The following is a 21,571-nucleotide window of genomic DNA, read 5'->3' on the forward strand; positions in this document are numbered from 1 at the left end:
CAATGAATCTGACGACTGTAGCAATGGCAATCACGATTGTGCAACTGAGTGCCAGTTTCTGGGAGGGATTTTACTTTGCGTGTTTTATTGCGGGATTGATGCTGAGTGTTGTTTCTCTCATCGGTGGCATGGGGCATATCAGTTGGCATTTTCACCCGCCGCGTGTTCCGCATCTGCCGTATGTTTCGCATACGCCGGGCGTGCATGGAAGTAGTGCGCAGGCGCGCGGTTCGGCAACGATTCCGTGGTGGAACGCGTTTTCGATCATGGTGTTTCTCTGCTGGTTTGGTGCGGCTGGATACCTGATGACGCGCTATGGCGGGATGATTGCGGGGATGGTTTTTGTGGTCGCAATGATCTGCGGGCTGGTGGGCGGAGGATTGGTTTTCTGGTTTCTGGCGCGGGTGTTGTTGCCGCATGAACGCGAGCTGACTTCGGATGAAACTGCCGTTGCCGGCGCGGTAGGTACGGTGAGCGCAGCTATTCGCATGGGAGGTACGGGAGAGATTTTGTACGAGCAGTTGGGTGCGCGCCGTTCTGTACCCGCTCGTTCGGACAAAGGGGAATTGATTGCGCATGGAGAAGAAGTATTTGTTGTGCGCTATGAGAAGGGCATTGCCTATGTGAGGCGATGGGAGGATCTGCAGGAGATGCAGAGATAGCAAAAAACGCAAGGGCCGCGATGTAATCAAGCAACGTAGTCTAACCCGAATTTTGTAACTCTCCCGGTTGAAAGGATCGGGAACGCAATGACGAACACAATTGTTTTGTTTGTTGGATTAGCCGTGCTGGTATTGATATTCCTGCTCGGCATGCTGGCCAAGATGTTTCGCAAAGCGGGGCCGAATGAGGCTCTGATTGTTTACGGTTTTCGCGGGCCGCGGGTGATTACCGGGCATGGCACGGTGATCTTTCCGATGGTGGAAAGCTGCCGCGAGTTATCTCTGGAGCTGATGAGTTTTGATGTGGCTCCGCAGCAGGATTTGTATACCAACCAGGGTGTTGCGGTCACTGTTGAAGCGGTGGCGCAGATCAAGGTTCGCAGCGATCAGCCTTCGATTTTGACGGCGGCGGAACAGTTTCTTACCAAGACCCCGCAGCAGCGTGAAGGATTGATTCGCCTGGTGATGGAAGGACATTTGCGCGGCATCATCGGCCAGTTGACGGTGGAACAGATTGTCAAAGAGCCGGAGATGGTGGGCGAGCGCATGCGGACTACTTGCGCTGGAGATATGAGCAAGATGGGGCTGGAGGTGGTGTCGTTCACGATCAAGGAGGTACGCGATAAGAACGAATATATCTCCAACATGGGACGGCCGGATATTGCGCGGATCAAGCGTGATGCGGATATGGCTACTGCTACTGCCGAGCGCGATACGGCTATTCAACGCGCGGTTGCATTGCGTGAGTCGGCAGTTGCCAAGGCTCAGGCAGACCAGGAGCGGGTGATTGCCGAGGCTGCTTCGCAGGCGAGGCAGGCTGAGGCTCAGCGTGACATGGATATCAAAAAATCACAGTATGCGGAGCAGAGCAGGCGTCAGCAGGCTACGGCGGATAAGGCTTATGAGATTCAGACCAACATCATGCAGCAGCAGGTGATTGCTGAGCAGGTGAAGATCGAGCAGACGGAGAAGGAGGCCCAGGTCAAGGTGCAGGAAGCGGAAATTCTGCGTCGTGAAAAGGAGTTGATTGCTACGGTGCTTAAGCCGGCTGAGATTGATCGTCAGCGCATTGAAACTTTGGCGTCGGCGGAGAAAGCTCGCTTGACGACAGAGGCTGAGGGTCGAGGTTCGGCGATTCGCGCGCAGGGTGAGGCGGAGGCTTCAATCATCTTCCAGAAGGGCGAGGCAGAGGCCAAGGCGATGAATCTCAAGGCTGAGGCTTATCAGGGCTGGAACCAGGCTGCGGTGGTCGACAAGCTGCTTACGAATCTGGCGGATGTGGTGCGTGCGATGTCTGAGCCGTTGTCGAAGGTGGACAAGATCACGGTGATCTCTACGGGCAACGACAACGCTGCAGGTGTGAACAAGATTACCGGCGACATGACGAAGATTGCCGCGCAGGTGCCTGCGATCTTTGAGGCGCTGAGTGGCATGGACATCAAGAGCCTGATGGCGAATGTGCAGACCATGCGGCAGAAGCCGGTGCAGGGCGTAGAGCCTGCTGAAGCAGAAGATAAATAACCATCTGCGACAGGCAACAGAAGGGATGAAAGGCTAACTTCCTCGAGCAGTCCTGATCTGAATACAAAAGTTCAGGTCAGGATGGCCGAGGAGAAAAGCAGGAGAGGGATATGCGCAATTCTCGATTTGCAACTGTGGTGGCGTTGGGATTGATCTTGTTGTCAACGGCTGTTGTTGGACGGGCGCAGGTGGCGGGGCAGGCTTCGACAGAGGCGGCGACAGTGCCTGCAGACGATCAGCCGAGCAAAGAGCAATTAGCAAAATTGTTTGAGTTGATGCGGGTACGCAATCAGATGACGGCAATGATGAAGGCTTTGCCGGTGATGATGCAACAGCAGATTGCCAATCAAATCAAGACGATGAAAGCCAATCTTCCCAACGGAGCAACCATAACTCCGGACCAAGAGGCCAGCATTGATAAGTTGATGGGCAAATATATGCAAAAGGCTGTGGAGCTTTATCCCGCTGAGGAGATGATCAGCGACATGTCGGCGATCTACCAGCGGCATCTGAGCCGGGAAGATGTAGATGCACTCATCGTGTTTTATAGTTCGCCTGCTGGGCAGCATTTATTGGATATGACGCCAACGATCCTGAAGGAGTACATGCCGATGGTCATGGACCGAATGGCAACCCGAAGTAAAGCTTTGACCGAGGAAATGATGAAGGAAATGAAGAGCACCGTTCCGGCAATGGCTAACGAGCCAGCTCTCAAATAACGGGGTCTTGAAGTGAGCAGTCGGGCAACAGGTAGAAAACGCAGGAAACCGAACGAGGAGGTTTGACATGTCTTTGCTGGAGAGGGTGAGCACGTTATTGCGCGCGAATCTGAATGATCTGATCGAGAAGGCGGAGAATCCAGAGAGGCTATTGAAGCAACTGGTGCTTGATATGGAAAACCAGTTACTGCAAGTAAAGACGCAGGTCGCCATTGCTATTGCCGATCAGCATCTGTTGGAGAAGAAGCGGGCTGAGCATGAGAGTGAGGCGGGTGAGTGGAAGCGCAAGGCGGAGCTTGCTGTGGCCAAGGGGCATGACGATCTTGCGCGAGGAGCGTTGGAGCGAAAACTGAGCTGCGACCGGCTGGTAAAGGGGTTTGCGGAGCAGGCAGAGGACCAGAGGCTGGAGGCTGATACTTTGCGCCAGACCTTGCGCAAGTTGGAGCAGAAGCTGAGCGAAACGCGCGCGCAGTGCGAGATTCTGATGGCGGAACATCGCCGGGCGAAGATCGTGGGCCGGGCTACGCAGGCGCGCCAGGTGGTTGGCGGTACCCAGGAGGCAGCCCTGGGGCGGATGAAGAGTCGCGTACGCCAGAGTGCTGCGGAAAATGCAGCGGCGAGCGAAATCCTGACGCCGGACACGCTTGAGGAGCGCTTTCAGAGCCTGGAACAACACGAGCAGGTTGAGATGCTGCTGGGAGAGATCAAGCATCGGGCTGCTCTGGCTTCGGAGTCGGCAAAGTAGAACGAAGCTGGCACTGCTTTGCATTCTGGATGGAGAAGCCCTGGGTTGCCAGGGTTTCTTCATCTTTTCCATCTTTTTGAAGGGTTGAAATTGGAATTTACATTCGGCTGGGCTGCTGTTCGTATGCCTGTTTCCTGATCGGGCTGGGGCGGGAAGAAGTGCGTAATTTGGTCTCAAGGGGCAATACTTAACAATTCGCAGTGACTTGGTGTGCTCCAATCGCGTCTAAAATAGAAGTGAAGACAAATTTCCAAGTGTTTTTTGATCGGTCTTAATATTTTGATGCGCTTGGCTCAGGCAATTTCTGTGGGACTTGGGTCTTGATGTCCGCAGTTTGTGGGTAGCGCGTCTTCCGCTGTATCTCTTTGATTTGCCCCTGTTTGAAATGGGATGCGTGAACTGTCAGAGTTGTTCCCTGTGTGCCGGACTTCTTATGGAAGCTTCGGAATTGGCTCTCTAAATCGAGATTTTCGGTATTTTGGAGCGTACGCATGGTCGCGCGGCAGGCGTCCCTGGAGATGGATTACCGAATGAAAGTACGTTTGTTCCTGGTTTTGGCCTGCGTTACGGCAGGCACGGTATTGGTCTGTTCTGCTGCTCCGTCAATGGCCCAGACGGTAATTCCGGTTGGAGATAAACCATTGCGGGTGAGTTCAGACCTGCCAGATGCTCCGGCTCCGCAGCAAATTTCTGATGTAACGGTGTCGGGCAACGAGGTGCTGAGCAATGCGGTGCCAGACAATGCGGTGCCAGACAATGCTGTGGCGGACAATGTGTCGTCTGTGCCGGAGCGTTCCGAGTTCTGGAGTTCCAGTTCGAGTGCTGTTTTTGTAACGGGTCAGCAGACTTTACCGGATCAGCAGCCGCCATCTACCGATCACGTAAAGACCAAGTCAGAGACGGCCGATGAGCAGTTGAAAGTGGAGAAGAAGCAGCGGATTCTTGGTTTTTTGCCGAGCTTTAATACCAGCTACAACTCGAATGCTGTTTCTCTGACGGGCAAGCAAAAGATCCGGCTGGCGTTCACTTCGGCGACTGATCCGGTGCAGTTTGCCGTGGCCGGAATCGTGTCCCTGGTGGATCAGGCGGAAGGATCCGATTACGGGTATGGCGGCGGAATCGGAGGCTATGCCAAGCGGTTTGGCGGCAATTATGCCGATAGTTTTGATGGTGCGATGCTTGGCAACGGGATTTTGCCTGCGCTTCTGCACCAGGATCCGCGGTATTTCAGGCGTGGATATGGGTCTACCAAGCGCCGCATGTTGTATGCGCTTACTTCGAGCGTGGTTTGCAGACATGACAATACGGGAAAGCTGGAGCCGAACTACTCCAACATGCTGGGCAACGTTGCTGCTGGCGGCATCTCCAACCTCTACATTCCGGCGGACGAGCGGGGTGTCGGCAGTACTTTTAAGGGAGCGGCCCTGGTAACGGCCGAGGGTGGAGTTGGTGCGATCCTTCAGGAGTTCTGGCCGGATCTTTCGCGGCGCTTCTTCCATAGAGATCCGACGAATGGGCAGGATGATGCTTTGCACACTTTGCACAAATAGAGTACCTGCTCTTTTATGCTTTGGCGTGGCGTCTGAATTCGAAGCGCCTGCCGATAATTGCTTTTGCGATCCAGCGGTCTGTGCCCGATGTAGGGCATAGACCTACACCGAAGTTGACCTCCCATTTGGGACTCAGGTTGAGGTCGATGGCGGGAGGATGGCTATAAAGAACAGAAGCAATAGGTGAAGGCAGAGGAAATTAGAGAACCTCATGCCTTCACCATACCTTAAGAGCTGGAAAGTAGTGTCAGGGCTTTGCTTTACGGATTGCCGCGGTCAATGCAGGGACAATCTCGAAGAGATCGCCGACGATGCCGTAATCGGCTACTTCGAAGATCGGCGCATTCTCGTCCTTGTTGATGGCGACGATGCACTGCGAGCCTTTCATGCCGACGAGATGCTGAATGGCGCCGGAAATTCCAATGGCCAGATAGACTTTTGGAGCTACGGTCTGGCCTGAGCTACCGACCTGGCGCTCCATCGGTAGCCAGCCGTTGTCGCAGATAGGGCGGGAGGCGGCGAGTTCTGCGCCGAGGGCAGCGGCGAGTTCTTCGACGATGGGCAGATTGGCCTGTTCTTTGATTCCGCGACCGACAGAGACAAGAATGGCAGCTGTGCTGAGATCGACGGTCTGCGCGCTGGCACGGAAGGGTTGACTTGGCTGGGTGCGGATCTGCGCGGGTTCGAGATTTGGGCGAAAAGATTCGATTGCGGCTGGAGCTGCGTCTGAGGCATCCGCGCGGAATGCACCGGCCTGCACAGAGAGAAAGCAGGGGCCGTCGCTGGTGTGCTGGTAGGATGCGTTGAGCTTGCCCTGTAGAAGCTGACGAACGAAGATTGGCGATGGCGTGCTGGGCGTGAGGCCGATTACGTCGCTGATCAGGACTTCGTTGAATCGTGTCGCGAGGGCTGGAGCAAAATCACGCACCTGGTAGGTGTGGGGCAGTACGACATACGCCGGCTTCAGGTGCTGGATGAGTTGGGTATAGGCCTCGGTAAATCCATCCGCGGTGTAGTCGCGTAGTAGTGCGTGATCCACGGTAAAGAGAGTGCGTGGTGGTTTACCGGTTATCTTGTCTACTGAGGCCAAACCGATCAGGGCTGCGTCGAGGGGAAGTCCCAGGCCAGCGGCCAGGGTATGAGCCGCAGCAAGCGCTTCCCAGGAGATGCGGCTTATTTCGCCATTTTTCGATTCGAGAATTACCAGTACGCTGCTCATAGGACGCGCACCTCAAATTGCAGCTTTTCTACGAGTGCTGCGGCTGCCTCAGCGGGGGTGCCGCTGAGGATCTGTGTGGTGCGCTGCTTGTTGGGCAGCGTGACCTGATGGAGCGTAACGACGGGCGCCGGAGTGATTCCGAGTTCTGAGGCGGCGATGCGTTTTACTTCTTTGGTCTTGGCCTTCTTGATGCCCATCAATGTTGCGTAGCGAAGTTTGGTGTTGCCGGACTGGATGGTAAGCACGGCGGGCATGGGAAGTTCGATGTGCTGGAACCAGCCGTCTTCCAGTTCGCGCAGTACTTTCAAGCCATTGCCGGTTGCCACGCCGTTGCCGGTTGCTTCGATTTTCAGGATCAGGCTGGCATGTGGCACTCCGAGCAACTCGGCGACGATAACACCGGTTTGTCCCAGTCCAAGATCGTCGGATTGCAGGCCGGTGAGAATGAGGTCGGCTGCTTCGTCTTTGATTGCCGCTGCCAGCAGGCGGGCTACGCCGAGCGCGTCGTATTGTGCGAGGTCATCGCTCTCGATGTGGATAGCGCGGTCGGCGCCTTTGGCGAGTGCTTCGCGGATGGTTTGACCTACGCGCTCTGGACCGGCGCTGATGACGATGACTTCGCCGCCATGCGCTTCTTTGAGCAGAAGCGCTTCTTCAAGGGCGTATGCATCCGATTCGTTCAAGGTGAACTCGACATCGTTCAGGTCGATCCACTTTCCCGTTGCGTCAATGCGGATTCGTGCATCGCGTTCGGGCACTTGTTTGATGGCTACGATGATCTTCATGGTCTCTCTTGATTCCTGATTGCGGCGTGTAATTACACCTGCGAATTGGATGCCTGATGTGGAGCTTCCGGTAGTTGCATGGCTGCGATTTGTGCTATGTCCAGCAGCCTCGGGGCGCTTTCGCCTGTCGTTGCCAGCGCATCTCGAAACATGGTGTTGCAGAACGGGCAGGCAGCTCCAATTGTAGTTGCTCCAGTGGAGACGAGCTCCTGTACGCGAACGCTGCTTACGCGCTGACCCTGCTCCTCGCCGAGAAAGACGAGGCCACCGCCTGCTCCGCAGCAGAAGCTGCGTTCGCGGGTGCGTTCGGGCTCGATGAGTGTTCCGGCGGAGGCGATGATGGATCGCGGCTCGTCATAGACATTGCGATAGCGGCCGAGGTAGCAGGGGTCGTGATAGACGATCTTTTCTTCAGATTTGTTGTGCGGTAACTGCGCCTGGTGGCGAGCGAGAAATTCGCTGTGATGCTCGATCTCTGGCGAGATGCCGAACTCTTTCCAGTCCTCTTGAATGGTACGCACACAGTGCGGGCAGATGGAGATGATCTTCTTCACTTTCTGCTGCTGCATGGCTTCAAGATTGCTCTCGGCGAGTTGCTGAAAGACCAGATCGTTGCCCAGGCGGCGTGCGGGATCGCCGGTGCATTTCTCTTTGCGCATGACTCCGTAGCTGGTGCCCAGGTAGCGCATGACCTGTACGAATGAGTTGATGATTTCGCGCCCCTTGGGGTCGTAACCGCCCATGCAGCCTAGCCACAGGCAATACTCCTGTGTGCCATCGAAGATGGGTAGCTCTTGTTTGGCTACGAATTTATCGCGTTCTACCGAGCTCATGCCGAGAGCGTTGGAGTTGCGCTCCATTGCGAGGAATAGCTTGGTGCCATGCGAATCTTCCCATTCGCCGGTATTCACGGCACCGCGGCGCAGACCCACGATGATGGGTACATGCTCAATGCCGACAGGGCATTGAAATTCGCAGGCGCCGCAGGTGGTGCATTGAAAGGCGGACTCCTGCGAGTTGTACTTGCCGAGCAGTAATTCTTCAGCCGTGGGACCGTATTCATTCAGGTATCCGCGCACGCCGAGGATAATTTCTTTTGGATTGAGACTCTTGCCTGTGTTGGCGGCAGGGCAGTGTTCGGTGCAGCGTCCGCACTCTACGCATGAGTAGGCCTGGAGGCTTACAAGTTGCGTGAGATCCTTGCCGGTTACGAGGCCGAAATCTTCATCGCCCGAGAGAGTTGGTATGGCACTGAAGCTGCCTCGCGAAAGAAAGATCGTGAGTGGGCTGAGGATCAAATGCAGATGCTTGGTGTGTGGGACCAGGGGCAGGAAGACGAGCAGAGAAAGCGTATGCGTCCACCACAGTGCGCGGGCGGCGATGCTGCCGTCTGCCACAAAGAACGATGCCAGATAGGTGGCCATGAGCGCGAAGATGAGCCCGGCGATGACGCCTGATTCCCAGGAGATATTGTGCCCGGCACGCGACAGCCAGACTGGCTGCAGGATGAATCGACGAATGAATAATCCGGATATAGAGATGGCGCAGGCTATCGCGAATGCTGCTGCGAACCAGAAATAGAAGCGTCCGAAGATGCCTGCAGGATCGAGAAATCCTATGCCCAGGCCTACTGCAAGATGATTGAGGGTTACGAGCGCGAAGGCCAGGAAACTCCAGAAGACGAAGGCGTGCGCTATGCCGGGTAGAGGCCGTTCGCGAATGACCTTGGCCTGACAGAGCACTTCCCAGAAGAAATCCCAGATACGTTTGCCAATGGGGAAGAGATGAAATCCGGGGTCGCGGCGCGAGTGCCAGATCTTGTCTACGACGACTCCAAATCGCTTCCAGAAAAGAGCGGCCGAGGCGAATACGAACAGGATCAACAGCAGTTTTTCGGGAAGGGAAAAGTGGGATGGCTCTGCGAGTATGCCGAGACCGGAAACGCCGGAGAGGAGGGACATTGGGCTTGCGGGCAGCAGGTGCATCATCTATTCGTCTTCCTCTCGCCTACCTTTGTACTCGATTCGGGCAGGCTTTGGCACCTGTTCGTTTTCTCGATGATGCGACAGGCCTTAAGCTCCCTTGGTCAACTCGCTGGTGAGATGCTCATGATGTTGCGCGGCAAAGGAGTCGACACTTTGTAACCCAAGCAGGTAACCGCCAAAGGCGAGTGCTCCGAGCGCGAAGAAAATTGCGGCAACGCCCCAATAGCCGATGCCGAAGTAGCTGCAGAGCAGCCATGCTCCTACGCCCAGTGCGAAGGCTCCGATCATTACGCCGAAGCTGATGAGACTGCTGAGGCCGGAGACATTCTGCCGACGTACTTTGCCTGCCTGCAGCACCTTGGGTGCTGTGATGGAACGCATGTTGCCGATGATCATGTTGAGGAAGATGGCGAAAAACATCCAGGCCACGGTGGCTACTGTGATCTCCAATGAAGGCGGTTTATTGGCCAGTGAAGCGCTGATGTAGATAAGCAAAATCTCTATGGCAAGCAGGCAGCCGGTCAGAATGTTCTTGGCGAGAATCACATTCCGCATGCGGACCGGTGCGATGAAATAAAACTGGACTCCGGCGGCATCACTGCCAAGGCAGTTATAGATAAAAGAGACAAAGACCAGCAGAGTGTAGGCACAACCATAGGTGAACAAATACGTGCTTACGGAATTGCGATGCATGCCAATCTGACCCATGGCGGAGGTTCGCGCGGTGAAGATGAATACCATGAAAGGCGGAACAACCAGGCTGTATAGCTGGGCTCCGCTGCGCATGAGATAGCGGAGCTCTTTCACGATGCATGCGGACACAGCATCCGGGAGTAGACCGCGCCTGCGTGGAGTATCTGCATGGTCTCTTGCTCTGCTAGGCGACTCTTTACGGGGAGTTACTGCGACTTTGGCAGATGCGGGTACTTCGCTGAGATTTTCTCCAAGATATTCGGCATGGAGACGTATGTGCAGGATGAAGAGAAATGTTGCGACATAGAGGCCAACGGCCAGTAATGTAGCAATGGCAATGAGGGGCAATCCGCCATGCATGCGCTCGATGGCTAACGATGCCAGCCCCGGTGGCAGACACCAATTGATCGCTATAAGCGCATGTCCGATCTGCAACAGCAGAGGACTGGGGTGACCGTGATGGCCGTCAAGCCGTTGCGCAAACTGCACGACAACTTGTATGCCAAGCGAAGCCAGAAGGATGAGGACTGTGAGGATTTCCCTGGTGCGTCGCTGCGCAAGCCAGCGCTCGATCCAGGAATAGACCATGCGGGAAAAGAAGATGTTGCAAATGGCGTAGAAAAACAAAACAAGCGCAGACCAGGGTGCGAGAATCGGCGCGGCAACGGCTATGCCGATTGTCATTGCAATCAGGCAGGTAATGCCTGCGAGCGTAGGCGGATCTAATAGTCCGAATGAAAGGCGTATCAGAAGATAATCGCGGTAGCGAATCGGATAGCGAATCAGCGTGGAGAGATCGAAGGATGGTCCTGTTGCTGAGGTGCTGACGCCGATGAACTGCCAGAGAGCGAAGATGATCCATAGCAGAATCGCCAGGTCGCTGTACATGCCGGTGCTGACGAGATACCACGAGCCGAGACCTGCTCCAATAGCGGGCCCGAAGACCATCAACGCGAGTATCGGATAGGAAAGAATCTTGACGACAAGCTCGCCGGTCGCGCCTTTGCCGCGCAGGGAGTTGATGAAGATACGCCAGCGAAGCCACGCGATTGTGCGAAACTGTTCGCGGGCTAATCCAGACTCTGTGAGTATTGCAGGAGTGTTTATCCCAGCCATGAAAGCTCCTGCTCTGAGTGCAGCGGGTCCGCGCCTGCTTCATTGCCGATTACGCGAATGAATATTTCTTCAAGCGTGAGCCGAGTAGTTGTTCCGTCGGCATCGTCAGCCTGGGTGTGGACGCCTGCGCGCAGCTCTTCCAGAGATCCGTTGGCTATCAACTGACCGTGATTGATGATCGCTACATGGGTGCAGAGCCGCTCGACAATTTCAAGCACGTGCGAAGTTAGAAAGATGGTTGCTCCGCGGGTGATCATGCCTTGCAACATCTGTTTAAGCGTGCCGGCGGCGATGGCGTCCACGCCTTCAAAGGGTTCATCCAGAAATAAGATCTTGGGTCCATGAATCACGGCGGCGGCCAGTGCCAGCTTCTTTTGCATGCCGTGGGAAAAATCGGTGATCAGCTTTTTGTTCTCACCTGCCAGGTTCATGAACTCCAGCAACTCTTCGGTGCGCTGCAAGGTCGTGGCTCGATCGAGCCCGTACATCTGCCCCACAAATCGCAGATATTCGGATGCTGTGAGGCGTCCAAAGAGAGCCATGCCTTCAGGCACTACGCCGATCTGCCGCTTGACCTCGAGCCCATGTGTGGCGAAATCCAATCCAAGTACCTGGATGCTGCCGGAGGTGGGCGTCAGCAGGCCTGTAAGCATTTTGATCGTGGTAGATTTGCCTGCGCCGTTGGGGCCGAGGAAGCCATAGAACTGGCCGGGAGCTACGGTGAGGTCGACATTCTGCACGGCAACAAAGTCGCCGAACCGGCGGGTGAGTCCAGTGGTGGTGATCGCAGCACTCATAACTGAAACGAGGATACTGCAAAATCAGCGAGGAGACTGTAATAACGAGATTTTTTTGATACTCCTATAGGCAATCGATTGTTGATGGCGGCCGCCTTAGTCTCGTGAACAGCCCCTGGTGATTTAAAGTGTCTTGGTAATCGAGTGGAGGAATTTTGAATGCGTAGATTTGTATTTCTGTTTGTATTACTGACTGTGGCCTGTGGTTTTCAAATCCCAAGTAGGGCTGAGTCTCGATTTGTTCATCAAGATGGAAAGTTCCTGGTGGATGGGGCGGGACACAAGGTTCAGTTGCGGGGCACGAACCTGGGAAACTGGCTCGTGACTGAGGGCTACATGTTTCGCTTCGAAGGCGGGCCGCAGTCAACCCGCGAGATTGAAGCGATGGTGAATGAGCTGATCGGTCCAACAGCGGCTACGAAGTTCTGGCATGACTATCGGGATGCATATGTTACTCGCAAGGATATCGATTTCATTGCTAAACAGGGTTTCAACACGATACGTATCCCGTTCCACTATCGCTATTTTGTGCCGGGGGATGATGAGGGCTTTGCGCTTATCGATCGCGTGGTCGAATGGGCCAAGGCGGATGGGCTGTATGTTGTGCTTGATATGCATGCTGCGCCTGGAGGACAGACGGGCGCTAACATCGACGATAGCTGGGGTTATCCGTGGCTCTATGAGGATGAAGATAGCCAGCTCCTGGCCGCTGATATATGGAAGAGAATCGCCGAGCATTATCGCAATAATGCTACCGTGATTGGCTACGATTTATTGAACGAACCGATCCCTCACTATCCGAAGCTGGCGCAGTACAACTCCAAGCTGGAGCCGGTCTACAAGAAGCTTGCCGCAGCAGTTCGCTCAGTGGATAAGAACCACGTGCTCATTCTCGGCGGTGCGCAGTGGGATGGTAACTTCAGCGTGTTTGGGCCACCGTTCGACAAGAACATGATGTACACATTTCATAAATACTGGATGCCTCCAACAGAGGATGCAGTGAAGCCGTATGTCGAATTTCGCGATAAATATAACGTTCCGATCTGGATGGGTGAGTCGGGCGAAAACACGGATGAGTGGATCACGAAGTTCCGTATGGTTTTAGATCAGGATCAGATCAGTTGGACGTTCTGGCCTTACAAGAAAATGGAGGCGAACTCAGCGCTGGTCAGCTTCAACAAGCCTGAGCATTGGGATGAGATCGTCACCTATGCCGCTCGCCATGCAGGTATGGGAGATACGGAAAAATCTGTTGCTGCCAGGCCATCGCTTGAAGACTCTCGCGCTGCTTTTCAGGACCTGCTGGTGAAGGTTCGTTTTGAAAACGCTAAAGTCAATGATGGTTATTTGAAGGCTTTGGGTGCGGAGGTCAAGTAAAATCGACTTCATTACACTTTGAGAAGCCCGAGGGCCAGTCATGATCGTTAATCTCGCAGAGCGAGCGCACAACCATAACTGGCGTCTCGATCCTATTACCCGGTCCCTGTTGGATACGGATTTTTATAAGCTACTGATGCTTCAATTTATCTGGAAGCATTTTCCTAAAGTCGAGGTCACTTTTACGCTCGTCAATCGCACGAAACAAGTGCGATTGGCTGAGCGTATCAGTGTTGACGAAGTACGTCAGCAGTTGGACCACGTGCGTAAACTGCGTTTTCACAGGTCGGAACTGATCTGGCTTGCGGGCAATACGTTCTATGGCAAGCGTGGCATCTTCGAGCCGGATTTTCTGGAGTGGCTGGAGCGCGATTTTCAGTTGCCCGATTATCATTTGTCGGTCGTTGATGGCGAGTTGAGTCTCACGTTTCACGGCACCTGGACACAGACGACACTCTGGGAAGTCTATGCGCTTTCTATCCTCAGTGAGTTGAAGACTCGGGCGAGCCTGCGTGAGATGAGCGAGTTCTCGCTGGATATTTTGTATGCGCGCGCAAAGGCAAATCTATGGAGCAAGATCGAGCGTCTGCGAGGCGTGCCGGGGCTTAGAGTGGCGGATTTTGGCACGCGCCGTCGGCACAGCTTTCTATGGCAGGAATATGTTGTGAAAGCGATGCGAGATACGCTTGGTGATAGCTTTACCGGCTCGTCGAATACTTATCTTGCATACAAGCATGATCTCGAAGCAATCGGTACGAATGCCCATGAATTGCCGATGGCTTTAGCTGCGATGGCTGCTGATGATGAAGAGCTTAAACACTCGCAGTATCATGTGCTGCAGTTATGGCAGAACACGTATCAGCGCGAATTGCTGATCATGTTGCCCGATACATTCGGCACTACGCAGTTCCTCGCAGATGCTCCGGATTGGGTCGCGGATTGGACGGGGCAGCGTATGGACAGCAAGAATCCTTTCGTCGCGGGCGGCGAGTACATCGAGTGGATCAAGTCGCGCGGCCGCGATGCTGAAAACAAATTGATCATTGCTTCGGATGGGTTAGACGTTGCTCAGATCCTTGGTCTGCATGCGTATTTCTCCGGAGAAATTTTAGGTAATGCGACGCCGCAGGATTTTCGCAACGCTACGGATTTTTTGGATGCGAACAAGTGGAATCCGCAGCGGCGAATTCGTTTCAGCTCTGGCTGGGGAACACTGCTGACGAATGATTTTCGCGGCTGCGATCCATCGGGTGGAAATGGTTTTGATCCGATCAGCCTGGTGTGCAAGCTCTCCGAAGCAAATGGCCGGCCTGCAGTGAAGCTCTCCGATAACTATGCGAAGGCAATGGGGCCGTCAGAAGAAGTGGCCCGCTATCGCAGGGTATTTGGTTCGGCAGGGCTGACGAATGTACCGGCTATCGTGTGAGCTTTTGTAACCGTGTGGTCGAGACTGGCTGACGACAGCGGTATGGGGTTCGCGGATGCCTGCTACTCATGGGATATTTCGTGTATCTCTGCTATATATCCACCCGGAAACAGAACGATCGCCGAATGACGGTGATCTGAACTGTAAGGCGCGACAAGGATCGTTACGCCGAAGGTCTTCGCTTTGGCGAGTGTTGCGTCGAGGCTATCGACTTCATACCCGGTATTTTCCAGGCCATAGGGATAAGAAGGTTTGCTGTTGCTTACGTAAACGACCATCTTGCCAAAGGCGGATTCGAGATGAATTCTACGAATCGAGTTTGCTGGCTGTCCTATTTCAATTCCGGGTGCTTGCGCTTCGTCGGAGATGATCTTGCCTTGAGAAAACTGAAGAAATGATTTCAGAAAAGCTTCAACACGATCCGGCGAAACGTAGACTCGATTTTCAGGTACATGGATAAAGGGCGAATAGTGCGGCGGTGTCGTGTGCCAATACAGTTGCATGTTGACGCCGCCGGGCCACTGGATAATTGTGTCAAGCCCGATGGCATCAGGGAAGGTTCCGACAATTACGTTTGCGCCAGCCGAACGCGCGGCGGAGATGGCTGTATCCATATTCGTAACGAGATAGCCATTCCTCTCCGTCCCGAAGGGGGCAGGAATGGGTGTGAGAAATCCGAACAAAGAGACTGTTCCTACAGGGGTCTGCATCAGTTGAGAGGTAGTCTTGCTCGGCGTTGGAGTCACGGTAACGATGACCTGTTTGGTACTGGTGCCGCCAAATGTACCGAGGAAGCTTTTGACGAATGCGTCCACGTCTTGCGGTTTCACGTAGACGTGCGTCGAGTCATACTGTGGCGCCACAGCGACGGATGGTAAGCTGACCGTGCTCTGGGCGACGGCAGCTCCGCTAGTCCAACTCAACAAGAGTGTTGCAACAGCGATAATTCTCTGAAGGGAAGTCATCTTAGCCTCTCTGCAACAAAGTACTACGATTCGATGAATGCGAGTAGATCGAGGTTGATGGCATCTGCTACTTCACTGCTTTTGATCGTTAGAGGAATCTGCAGGTGTAGGACGTGTTGGGCGCAGTGATGATCGCATAATAGGCATCCAGGGGCAGAGTTAGACTTAGATCGAGCGGGTAGACCGCGAGTGGAAAATCATATGTTTTCAAGCAGGATATTCAGGAATAATAATCGCAGGGCGAATGCGACGCGGTAATCCGAATCAGAACGAAAGTCGAGAGGCAACGACAATGCCGGAATATAAGAAGAACCTTGAAGCCATCTCTTCACTCACACCGGAACAGTATCGGGTAACGCAGGAGAGTGAGACGGAGCCTCCTTTTCAAAACTCATATTGGGATAACGACGAGCCGGGCCTTTACGTGGATATCGTATCGGGAGAGCCTCTGTTCACCTCAGCCGATAAATTCGACAGCGGCTGTGGTTGGCCAAGCTTTACGAAGCCAGTTGATTCGGAATCTATCTCTGAGACTATCGATGATAGTCACGGAATGATCCGAACAGAGGTTCGATCCAATCAGGGTGACAGCCATCTTGGCCATGTCTTTGACGATGGCCCGCAAGAGGCTGGCGGCCTTCGTTACTGCATCAATTCTGCGTCGCTGCGCTTCATTCCTCTGGATGAGCTCGAAGAAGAAGGTTACGGAGCCTATCGTAAACTAATCGAAAGTAGTGAAAAGGAGTAAGGGCATGATTACAGAGCGAGCGATTTTAGCCGGTGGTTGCTTTTGGGGTATGCAGGACTTGTTCCGCAGCTTTCCTGGAGTAATTTCTACCCGCGTTGGATATGCGGGCGGGGATGTAGCCAATGCAACCTATCGAAACCATGGCTCCCATGCCGAGGCCATAGAGATTGTGTTCGATCCGCAACAGGTAAGTTATCGAAGGCTTCTCGAGTTTTTCTTTCAGCTCCATGATCCCACTACGCTGAATCGTCAGGGCAACGACATTGGGACGAGCTATCGTTCCGCCATTTTTTACATCACAGACGAACAGAAACAGACTGCAGAAGAGACCATCGCAGACATCAACGCTTCTGGAATCTGGCCGGGCAAAGTAGTGACAGAAGTGAAGGCCGCTGGTGCGTTTTGGGAGGCCGAGCCAGAGCATCAGGATTATCTGGAACGCTATCCGAGTGGCTACACATGTCATTTTGTGAGACCCAACTGGAAGATTTCGAAATGAATGGCTGAGGGTTGAATGCCTTCTCCCGGGTGTTATCAGAACGGTGCCTTCACTCCATTAGAGACGTGTGGCGAGAAGCCCGTTTTGCCGGGCGAAGCGCAGCGTATTCCGTCTTCAAGAGAAGACGGTTTCAGGTGCGTCGTGCCCCTGACCATGATGTGCCGCTAAGGACCGGGAGATTTGCCGTGATCTACATTCGGCATTGACCTTTGTTGGCCGCTTGTCGATAGGCCGTTAATGGGGATAGTCCTTCGTGAGTGAGATCCATCTCTGTCCGTTCACAGAAGATCTACGAGTCACTGCCTTCTTGATCACGGTCGACACCATTGCATGCATGTCTTTATATTCGCCTCCAGTGGAACTCAAGGGCTAACATTTGACATATGACCGGCGTCCCTGGATATGACATGATGGGAGCGGCCGTTGGTACTGGAATCTTGCTCGTTCAGCTTAAACGTTTGACTCCAGAATTCGACGGGATGTTCGCAGGCTCTTGATCAAGGTAGATATTGAGAATATCGACGTCGCAATCCGTGAAGGAATCAAACGGGATTCATTCTTGGCCGAGTGCAGTTGAGGTCCGCCAACAACTGGAGCGACTTCTCGCGCACCCGTTGTTTACGAACAGCAAACGCTACCCGGTACTGCTTGCGTACACGGTCGAGCAGGCTTTGCTTGGCAATGCTGGTGATTTAAAAGAACGCACAATCGGCGTCGAGGCATTTGGACGCGAACCGAGTTATGACGTAAATCTGGATCCTGTGGTTCGCACGACGGCTGCCGAGGTACGAAAAAGGCTGATTCAGTACTATTACAGCCCCGAACATGCAGGGGAACTGATCATCGAATTACCGGTTGGCTCCTACGCTCCCGCTTTTCGAGAACCAGCAATCCAACTCTCTGCCAAAGTAGATCCAGAGGTGATTGCGGAGCATCTTGAGCCATCTCCTCGCGATCCGGTAGCGTCGGAGGATTCGCGGGCAGATGTTGTAAGAGCACCCACGCGTCTCATCCACTACCGCTGGATTTCCATCGTTGCCGCTCTCCTTTTCGCTGTGCTTCTTGGCATCGGCATCGGTCGCGTGCGATTCCCAGGTCAGGCCGCAAGCTCCAGCGGACCCTCAAATATGGCGCGCTTTTGGGAGCCGATCACCGCAACCTCAAGCCGTGTTACGTACTGCCTCGGGGTACCAACGGACTCTGTCGATCTCCAAAGCAAGACGATCCCCGCAATCCCTGCCGGGGAGAGCGGCAATCTGAATGTTTACGATGTCATCACACTTGCTCGTTCCATTGCGCCTCTTGTGCCTAAAAATGGAGAATTTCGCGTCCTGGCAGCTTCCGATACAGGCTTCGCTCAATTACGGGAAGGCCCATTTGTTTTGATTGGCGCTTTCGACAATCCGTGGGCAATGCGCATCACTCAGGATTTGCCGATTGGGTTCGAGTATGACAATCATGTTCGCAAGGTGGTGAATCGCAAAAGTAGCCCCAAGGGAATTTGGGCTCTTGAATGGCAGGTTCCGAACAAAAGCCTGGCTCGAGACTATGCCGTCGTTGCCAGAATTCATGACAAGGTCACCGGGCAACCAGCCATCATTCTGGCGGGCATCCTGGGCGAAGGAACAGAAGCCGCGAGCGAGGTCGTGTCTAATCCTGCATACTTGGATGCGGTATTGCAAAAGGCGCCGAAAAACTGGGACCAGCTCAATCTGGAAGCGGTGATCGAAGCAAACGTGATTGAGGGCCATCCAGGTCCGCCTACCGTAGTTGCCGTGGAGACGTGGTAGCCCGTATCACATTAAAAACCTGTATCATACATTCCTTAAACTACGTTATTTTGACGCCCTTATCTTATTGAAAATAATAGCTTATACGTCTCTGCGCGCTATTTGATGCACGATGCGGCTTACGTACGGTATCGAGAATCTCCTAATCTGCACACGTTCGAGAGCCCTTAAGGGAATCCAGCAGATTCCTGTCGTAAACAAGGAGACTTTCCGTGAAATACATCCTTGGATTCGCCCTTTTATCTGTCCTCATTTCGGTCCCCTCGATGGCGGTCGAGGCCTTTCAGACGTTTTATCTTGCCACCGCGGTTCGAGCAGGAAAAATTGAGTTGCCCCGAGGAATCTGTGAAATGACCTGGAAGACTGTTGCTGGATCGCAGGTGAAATTGACCATCAAAATGGAGGACGAGAGGACGGTTACGGTTCCCGCGCGCATGGTCGAGGGGATGCAGCATGAGACAGGGGTTGTCACCTCAGTTGTAAACGGGATCACATACCTGGATGAATTTCACACCAAAAACGCCAAATTCATTATTCGAAACAAGGTACATGGCTCAAAATGAGCCGATCTGGCTCAATTCTTGTAAATCACATTTGGAGACCAATGCTCAATCGCAAGAGTAGTTTTCACTTCGTTCTCTCAGTCATCGCAGCTCTCGGAGTCATCGCGACTGCGTCCGTGGGAGTTGCCCAAAGCACTGACCGCCCGTGGATGAATTCCAACCTCTCCTCAGGGGAGCGTGCGGATCTCGTTCTGAAGCAAATGACTCTCGATGAGAAGCTGGCTTTGCTGCACGGGAACGGTATGGCTCACGCGGAACAGTGGCAGATGCCAATGACCCGGCTTGCCGACGGTGGCGCGGGATACGTTGAGGGCGTCAAGCGCCTCGGAATCCCTCCGCTCGTAATCTCTGACGCGGGCTATGGAGTGAGGGACAGTGGGGCGAATGGTCGATATTCGACCGCGATGCCTTCAAGTCTTGGCGCCACTGCGAGCTGGGATCCGGATTCCGCCTGCGATTTTGGCACAGTCATTGGCCAGGAGCTTCGAGCGCAGGGATTCAACATGACGTTGGGTGGCGGAGTCGATCTGGCCCGCGAGCCGCGCAATGGCCGCAGCTTCGAGTATGCGGGCGAAGATCCACTCCTTGCGGGCACTGTTGTCGGCACTCTCATGAAGTGCGAACAGGCGCAGCATGTGGTTGGCGACATCAAGCATTACGTGATGAACGACCAGGAGACGGGCCGCTTCTTTGTGAATGCCGTCATTTCGAAGCGGGCGATGCAGGAATCGGATTTGCTCGCGTTTCACATCGCTATTTCCATCGCAAATCCGGCTGCTGTGATGTGTTCTTACAACCGGATCAACGGCGATTTTGGTTGTGAAAACTCCTACACACTGCAGGATGTGCTCAAAAAGGATTGGGGTTTCAAAGGATTTGTAATTTCCGACTGGGGTGGAACTCACAGTACGGAGAAGGCGTCCGCTGCGGGACTTGACCAGGAACAGCCGATGGCTGACTTCTTCGGCCCAAAGCTTAAAGAAGCAGTGGAATCGGGAAAAGTGCCTCTGTCGGAGATTGACGACCATGCACGCAGAGTTCTATATGCTGAATTTTTGTCGGGAGTTATCGACGACCCGCCACAGAAGGGTGTGGTGGATGTAAAGAGAGGATTTAGGGTATCGCAGCAAGTGGAGGAGAAGAGCATCGTTCTGTTGAAGAACAGTCCAACGTTGCTTCCCATCAATCCATCAAAGGTTCACAGTATCGCGATTATTGGCGGGCATGCCGACATAGGAATGTTGTCGGGCGGTGGATCTGCGCAGGTGGACCCACCGGGCGGCAATGCGATTATGCCTCCAGGCAAGGGCGCAACGGTCTGGCAGAAACCTGTCTGGTTCCCGACCTCTCCGCTGACGGCTCTCAGGGAGAAGCTGCCGAACATGAAGATCGACTTCGATCCGGGAACGGATGCGAAGTCTGCAGCAAGCGTGGCCAAGGGCGCAGATGTCGCGATTGTCTTTGCTTCGCAGTGGCTGGCAGAAGATATGGACTTGCCAAGCCTCTCGCTTTCTGACAATCAGGACGCATTGATCGCACAGGTTGCATCGGCTAATCCTCATACGATTGTCGTGCTTGAAACCGGCACGGCTGTCACCATGCCCTGGATCGACAAAGTGGCAGGCGTAGTTGAGGCCTGGTACGCCGGCAGTTCGGGAGACAAGGCATTGGCGAACGTACTTGTAGGCGATGTCAATCCCAGCGGCAAACTTCCGATGACTTTTCCGAAAAGCGAAGCGGATCTTCCGCATCCGGAGCGCCCGACGATTCCCGCCGAGAGTCAGACGCACACTGGAGATATCGCAGACAATGGGGCCCCGACAGCGAACGCATCAGCCCATGCTGGTTACGCTGTTCATTACGATGAGGGCTCAGCAGTTGGCTACAAGTGGTATGAGGCACAGAATAAGAAGCCGCTATTCGCTTTTGGCTTTGGTTTGTCTTACACGACATACGCATACTCTGGCCTGGTTGTTGATCCAGCAACGAAGACTGCGCGCTTCACGGTCAAGAACACTGGGAAACGTTCCGGCAGTGAGATTGCAGAGGTGTACGTCAGACTTCCGAAAGACGTAGCCGAATCTTTCAAGCGTCTGGCCGGATGGAAGCGCGTCACGCTCGCGCCGGGTGAATCGCAAACGATTACGGTTGCCATCGATGACAGGGTGTTGAAAACCTTCGACGAAAAGAGCAATGCGTGGAACCTGCCAGCGGGCGAGTATCAAGTGCTGGTCGGGAACTCTTCGGACAACACGCAGTTAACTACGGCTCTTCTGGTTCGCTAAAGCATTTTCGGTTTGTGGATTTTGCACATCGCTTGGGGCCTCTCCGGCCCCGAGTGTTTACTACTTGCTGTCGCTGCAAACGACTTTGGCTGCGGCCTCGAAACAGAAAATCCGGAGATATAGAAA

Annotated in this window: 18 protein-coding genes; 12 read left to right on the forward strand and 6 right to left on the reverse strand. The window is 54.0% G+C overall.

Annotated features, from left to right (window positions below; all coding sequences use genetic code 11):
- The first annotated feature begins 2 nt into the window (after positions 1 to 2).
- The 5 genes from OHL19_RS15015 to OHL19_RS15035 all read left to right on the forward strand — a co-directional run bounded on the left by OHL19_RS15015 (position 3) and on the right by OHL19_RS15035 (position 5,197).
- The gene (locus tag OHL19_RS15015; RefSeq protein ID WP_263358533.1) at positions 3 to 662 is read left to right on the forward strand and encodes an NfeD family protein; all 660 of its coding nucleotides are present in this window, start codon (positions 3 to 5) and stop codon (positions 660 to 662) included.
- An 87-nt stretch (positions 663 to 749) separates the two neighbouring features.
- Entirely contained in the window at positions 750 to 2,183 is a 1,434-nt protein-coding gene (locus tag OHL19_RS15020; protein WP_263358534.1) for a flotillin family protein, read from the forward strand.
- A gap of 110 nt (positions 2,184 to 2,293) precedes the next feature.
- Positions 2,294 to 2,902, forward strand: a complete 609-nt coding sequence (locus tag OHL19_RS15025) for a DUF2059 domain-containing protein (protein ID WP_263358535.1) — start codon at positions 2,294 to 2,296, stop codon at positions 2,900 to 2,902.
- Between the two features lie 67 nt (positions 2,903 to 2,969).
- Positions 2,970 to 3,647 carry a PspA/IM30 family protein gene (locus tag OHL19_RS15030; protein WP_263358536.1) on the forward strand — a complete coding sequence of 226 codons (678 nt, stop codon included), beginning with the start codon at positions 2,970 to 2,972 and terminating at the stop codon, positions 3,645 to 3,647.
- 530 nt (positions 3,648 to 4,177) lie between these two features.
- Complete coding sequence (locus OHL19_RS15035; protein ID WP_263358537.1) at positions 4,178 to 5,197, forward strand: hypothetical protein; 1,020 nt, start codon at positions 4,178 to 4,180, stop codon at positions 5,195 to 5,197.
- Between the two features lie 247 nt (positions 5,198 to 5,444).
- Here OHL19_RS15035 and OHL19_RS15040 read toward each other — a convergent pair whose 3' ends face one another.
- From OHL19_RS15040 to OHL19_RS15060, 5 genes are all read right to left on the reverse strand, one after another.
- On the reverse strand, positions 5,445 to 6,416 hold the full coding sequence (locus OHL19_RS15040) for an electron transfer flavoprotein subunit alpha/FixB family protein (protein WP_263358538.1): 972 nt from the start codon (positions 6,414 to 6,416) through the stop codon (positions 5,445 to 5,447).
- Entirely contained in the window at positions 6,413 to 7,201 is a 789-nt protein-coding gene (locus tag OHL19_RS15045; protein WP_263358539.1) for an electron transfer flavoprotein subunit beta/FixA family protein, read from the reverse strand. Before OHL19_RS15045 ends, OHL19_RS15040 begins: the two co-directional genes overlap by 4 nt.
- A 32-nt stretch (positions 7,202 to 7,233) precedes the next feature.
- A complete protein-coding gene (locus OHL19_RS15050) occupies positions 7,234 to 9,189 on the reverse strand; it encodes a (Fe-S)-binding protein (protein ID WP_263358540.1) in 1,956 nt (651 codons plus the stop codon).
- Between the two features lie 84 nt (positions 9,190 to 9,273).
- Positions 9,274 to 10,995 carry a hypothetical protein gene (locus OHL19_RS15055; RefSeq protein ID WP_263358541.1) on the reverse strand — a complete coding sequence of 574 codons (1,722 nt, stop codon included), beginning with the start codon at positions 10,993 to 10,995 and terminating at the stop codon, positions 9,274 to 9,276.
- Complete coding sequence (locus OHL19_RS15060) at positions 10,983 to 11,792, reverse strand: ABC transporter ATP-binding protein (RefSeq protein ID WP_263358542.1); 810 nt, start codon at positions 11,790 to 11,792, stop codon at positions 10,983 to 10,985. The genes OHL19_RS15055 and OHL19_RS15060 overlap by 13 nt, the downstream gene beginning before the upstream one ends.
- A 159-nt stretch (positions 11,793 to 11,951) precedes the next feature.
- Between OHL19_RS15060 and OHL19_RS15065 the strand changes: the two genes are divergently transcribed.
- Positions 11,952 to 13,169: a glycoside hydrolase family 5 protein gene (locus tag OHL19_RS15065; protein ID WP_263358543.1), complete on the forward strand. Its 1,218-nt coding sequence runs from the start codon at positions 11,952 to 11,954 to the stop codon at positions 13,167 to 13,169.
- Between the two features lie 40 nt (positions 13,170 to 13,209).
- Positions 13,210 to 14,595 (forward strand): nicotinate phosphoribosyltransferase, encoded by a 1,386-nt coding sequence (locus tag OHL19_RS15070; RefSeq protein ID WP_263358544.1) that lies wholly within the window; start codon positions 13,210 to 13,212, stop codon positions 14,593 to 14,595.
- Between the two features lie 62 nt (positions 14,596 to 14,657).
- On the opposite strand, the gene OHL19_RS15075 is transcribed toward OHL19_RS15070, so the two are convergent.
- Positions 14,658 to 15,560 carry a glyoxalase gene (locus tag OHL19_RS15075; RefSeq protein WP_263358545.1) on the reverse strand — a complete coding sequence of 301 codons (903 nt, stop codon included), beginning with the start codon at positions 15,558 to 15,560 and terminating at the stop codon, positions 14,658 to 14,660.
- A gap of 292 nt (positions 15,561 to 15,852) precedes the next feature.
- Between OHL19_RS15075 and msrB the strand changes: the two genes are divergently transcribed.
- The 5 genes from msrB (at position 15,853) to OHL19_RS15100 (ending at position 21,445) form a co-directional block, all read left to right on the forward strand.
- A complete protein-coding gene (msrB, locus tag OHL19_RS15080) occupies positions 15,853 to 16,308 on the forward strand; it encodes a peptide-methionine (R)-S-oxide reductase MsrB (protein ID WP_263358546.1) in 456 nt (151 codons plus the stop codon).
- A 4-nt stretch (positions 16,309 to 16,312) separates the two neighbouring features.
- The gene (gene msrA, locus OHL19_RS15085; protein WP_263358547.1) at positions 16,313 to 16,807 is read left to right on the forward strand and encodes a peptide-methionine (S)-S-oxide reductase MsrA; all 495 of its coding nucleotides are present in this window, start codon (positions 16,313 to 16,315) and stop codon (positions 16,805 to 16,807) included.
- A 614-nt stretch (positions 16,808 to 17,421) separates the two neighbouring features.
- Positions 17,422 to 18,597 carry a hypothetical protein gene (locus tag OHL19_RS15090; RefSeq protein ID WP_263358548.1) on the forward strand — a complete coding sequence of 392 codons (1,176 nt, stop codon included), beginning with the start codon at positions 17,422 to 17,424 and terminating at the stop codon, positions 18,595 to 18,597.
- A 212-nt stretch (positions 18,598 to 18,809) separates the two neighbouring features.
- Positions 18,810 to 19,160: a hypothetical protein gene (locus OHL19_RS15095; RefSeq protein WP_263358549.1), complete on the forward strand. Its 351-nt coding sequence runs from the start codon at positions 18,810 to 18,812 to the stop codon at positions 19,158 to 19,160.
- Positions 19,161 to 19,201: 41 nt separating this feature from the next.
- A complete protein-coding gene (locus OHL19_RS15100) occupies positions 19,202 to 21,445 on the forward strand; it encodes a glycoside hydrolase family 3 C-terminal domain-containing protein (RefSeq protein WP_263358550.1) in 2,244 nt (747 codons plus the stop codon).
- The last annotated feature ends 126 nt before the right edge of the window (positions 21,446 to 21,571 follow it).

It is taken from the genome of Acidicapsa ligni, from assembly GCF_025685655.1.
GTDB classification, from domain to species: domain Bacteria; phylum Acidobacteriota; class Terriglobia; order Terriglobales; family Acidobacteriaceae; genus Acidicapsa; species Acidicapsa ligni.

Coding starts and splice junctions, on each gene's coding strand:
- OHL19_RS15035 (WP_263358537.1), top strand. CDS start 4,178: ATGAAAGTACGTTTGTTCCTGGTTTTGGCCTGCGTTACGGCAGGCACG.
- OHL19_RS15050 (WP_263358540.1), bottom strand. CDS start 9,189: ATGATGCACCTGCTGCCCGCAAGCCCAATGTCCCTCCTCTCCGGCGTT.
- OHL19_RS15075 (WP_263358545.1), bottom strand. CDS start 15,560: ATGACTTCCCTTCAGAGAATTATCGCTGTTGCAACACTCTTGTTGAGT.
- OHL19_RS15070 (WP_263358544.1), top strand. CDS start 13,210: ATGATCGTTAATCTCGCAGAGCGAGCGCACAACCATAACTGGCGTCTC.
- OHL19_RS15055 (WP_263358541.1), bottom strand. CDS start 10,995: ATGGCTGGGATAAACACTCCTGCAATACTCACAGAGTCTGGATTAGCC.
- OHL19_RS15025 (WP_263358535.1), top strand. CDS start 2,294: ATGCGCAATTCTCGATTTGCAACTGTGGTGGCGTTGGGATTGATCTTG.
- msrB (WP_263358546.1), top strand. CDS start 15,853: ATGCCGGAATATAAGAAGAACCTTGAAGCCATCTCTTCACTCACACCG.
- OHL19_RS15040 (WP_263358538.1), bottom strand. CDS start 6,416: ATGAGCAGCGTACTGGTAATTCTCGAATCGAAAAATGGCGAAATAAGC.
- msrA (WP_263358547.1), top strand. CDS start 16,313: ATGATTACAGAGCGAGCGATTTTAGCCGGTGGTTGCTTTTGGGGTATG.
- OHL19_RS15030 (WP_263358536.1), top strand. CDS start 2,970: ATGTCTTTGCTGGAGAGGGTGAGCACGTTATTGCGCGCGAATCTGAAT.
- OHL19_RS15020 (WP_263358534.1), top strand. CDS start 750: ATGACGAACACAATTGTTTTGTTTGTTGGATTAGCCGTGCTGGTATTG.
- OHL19_RS15060 (WP_263358542.1), bottom strand. CDS start 11,792: ATGAGTGCTGCGATCACCACCACTGGACTCACCCGCCGGTTCGGCGAC.
- OHL19_RS15015 (WP_263358533.1), top strand. CDS start 3: ATGAATCTGACGACTGTAGCAATGGCAATCACGATTGTGCAACTGAGT.
- OHL19_RS15065 (WP_263358543.1), top strand. CDS start 11,952: ATGCGTAGATTTGTATTTCTGTTTGTATTACTGACTGTGGCCTGTGGT.
- OHL19_RS15100 (WP_263358550.1), top strand. CDS start 19,202: ATGCTCAATCGCAAGAGTAGTTTTCACTTCGTTCTCTCAGTCATCGCA.
- OHL19_RS15045 (WP_263358539.1), bottom strand. CDS start 7,201: ATGAAGATCATCGTAGCCATCAAACAAGTGCCCGAACGCGATGCACGA.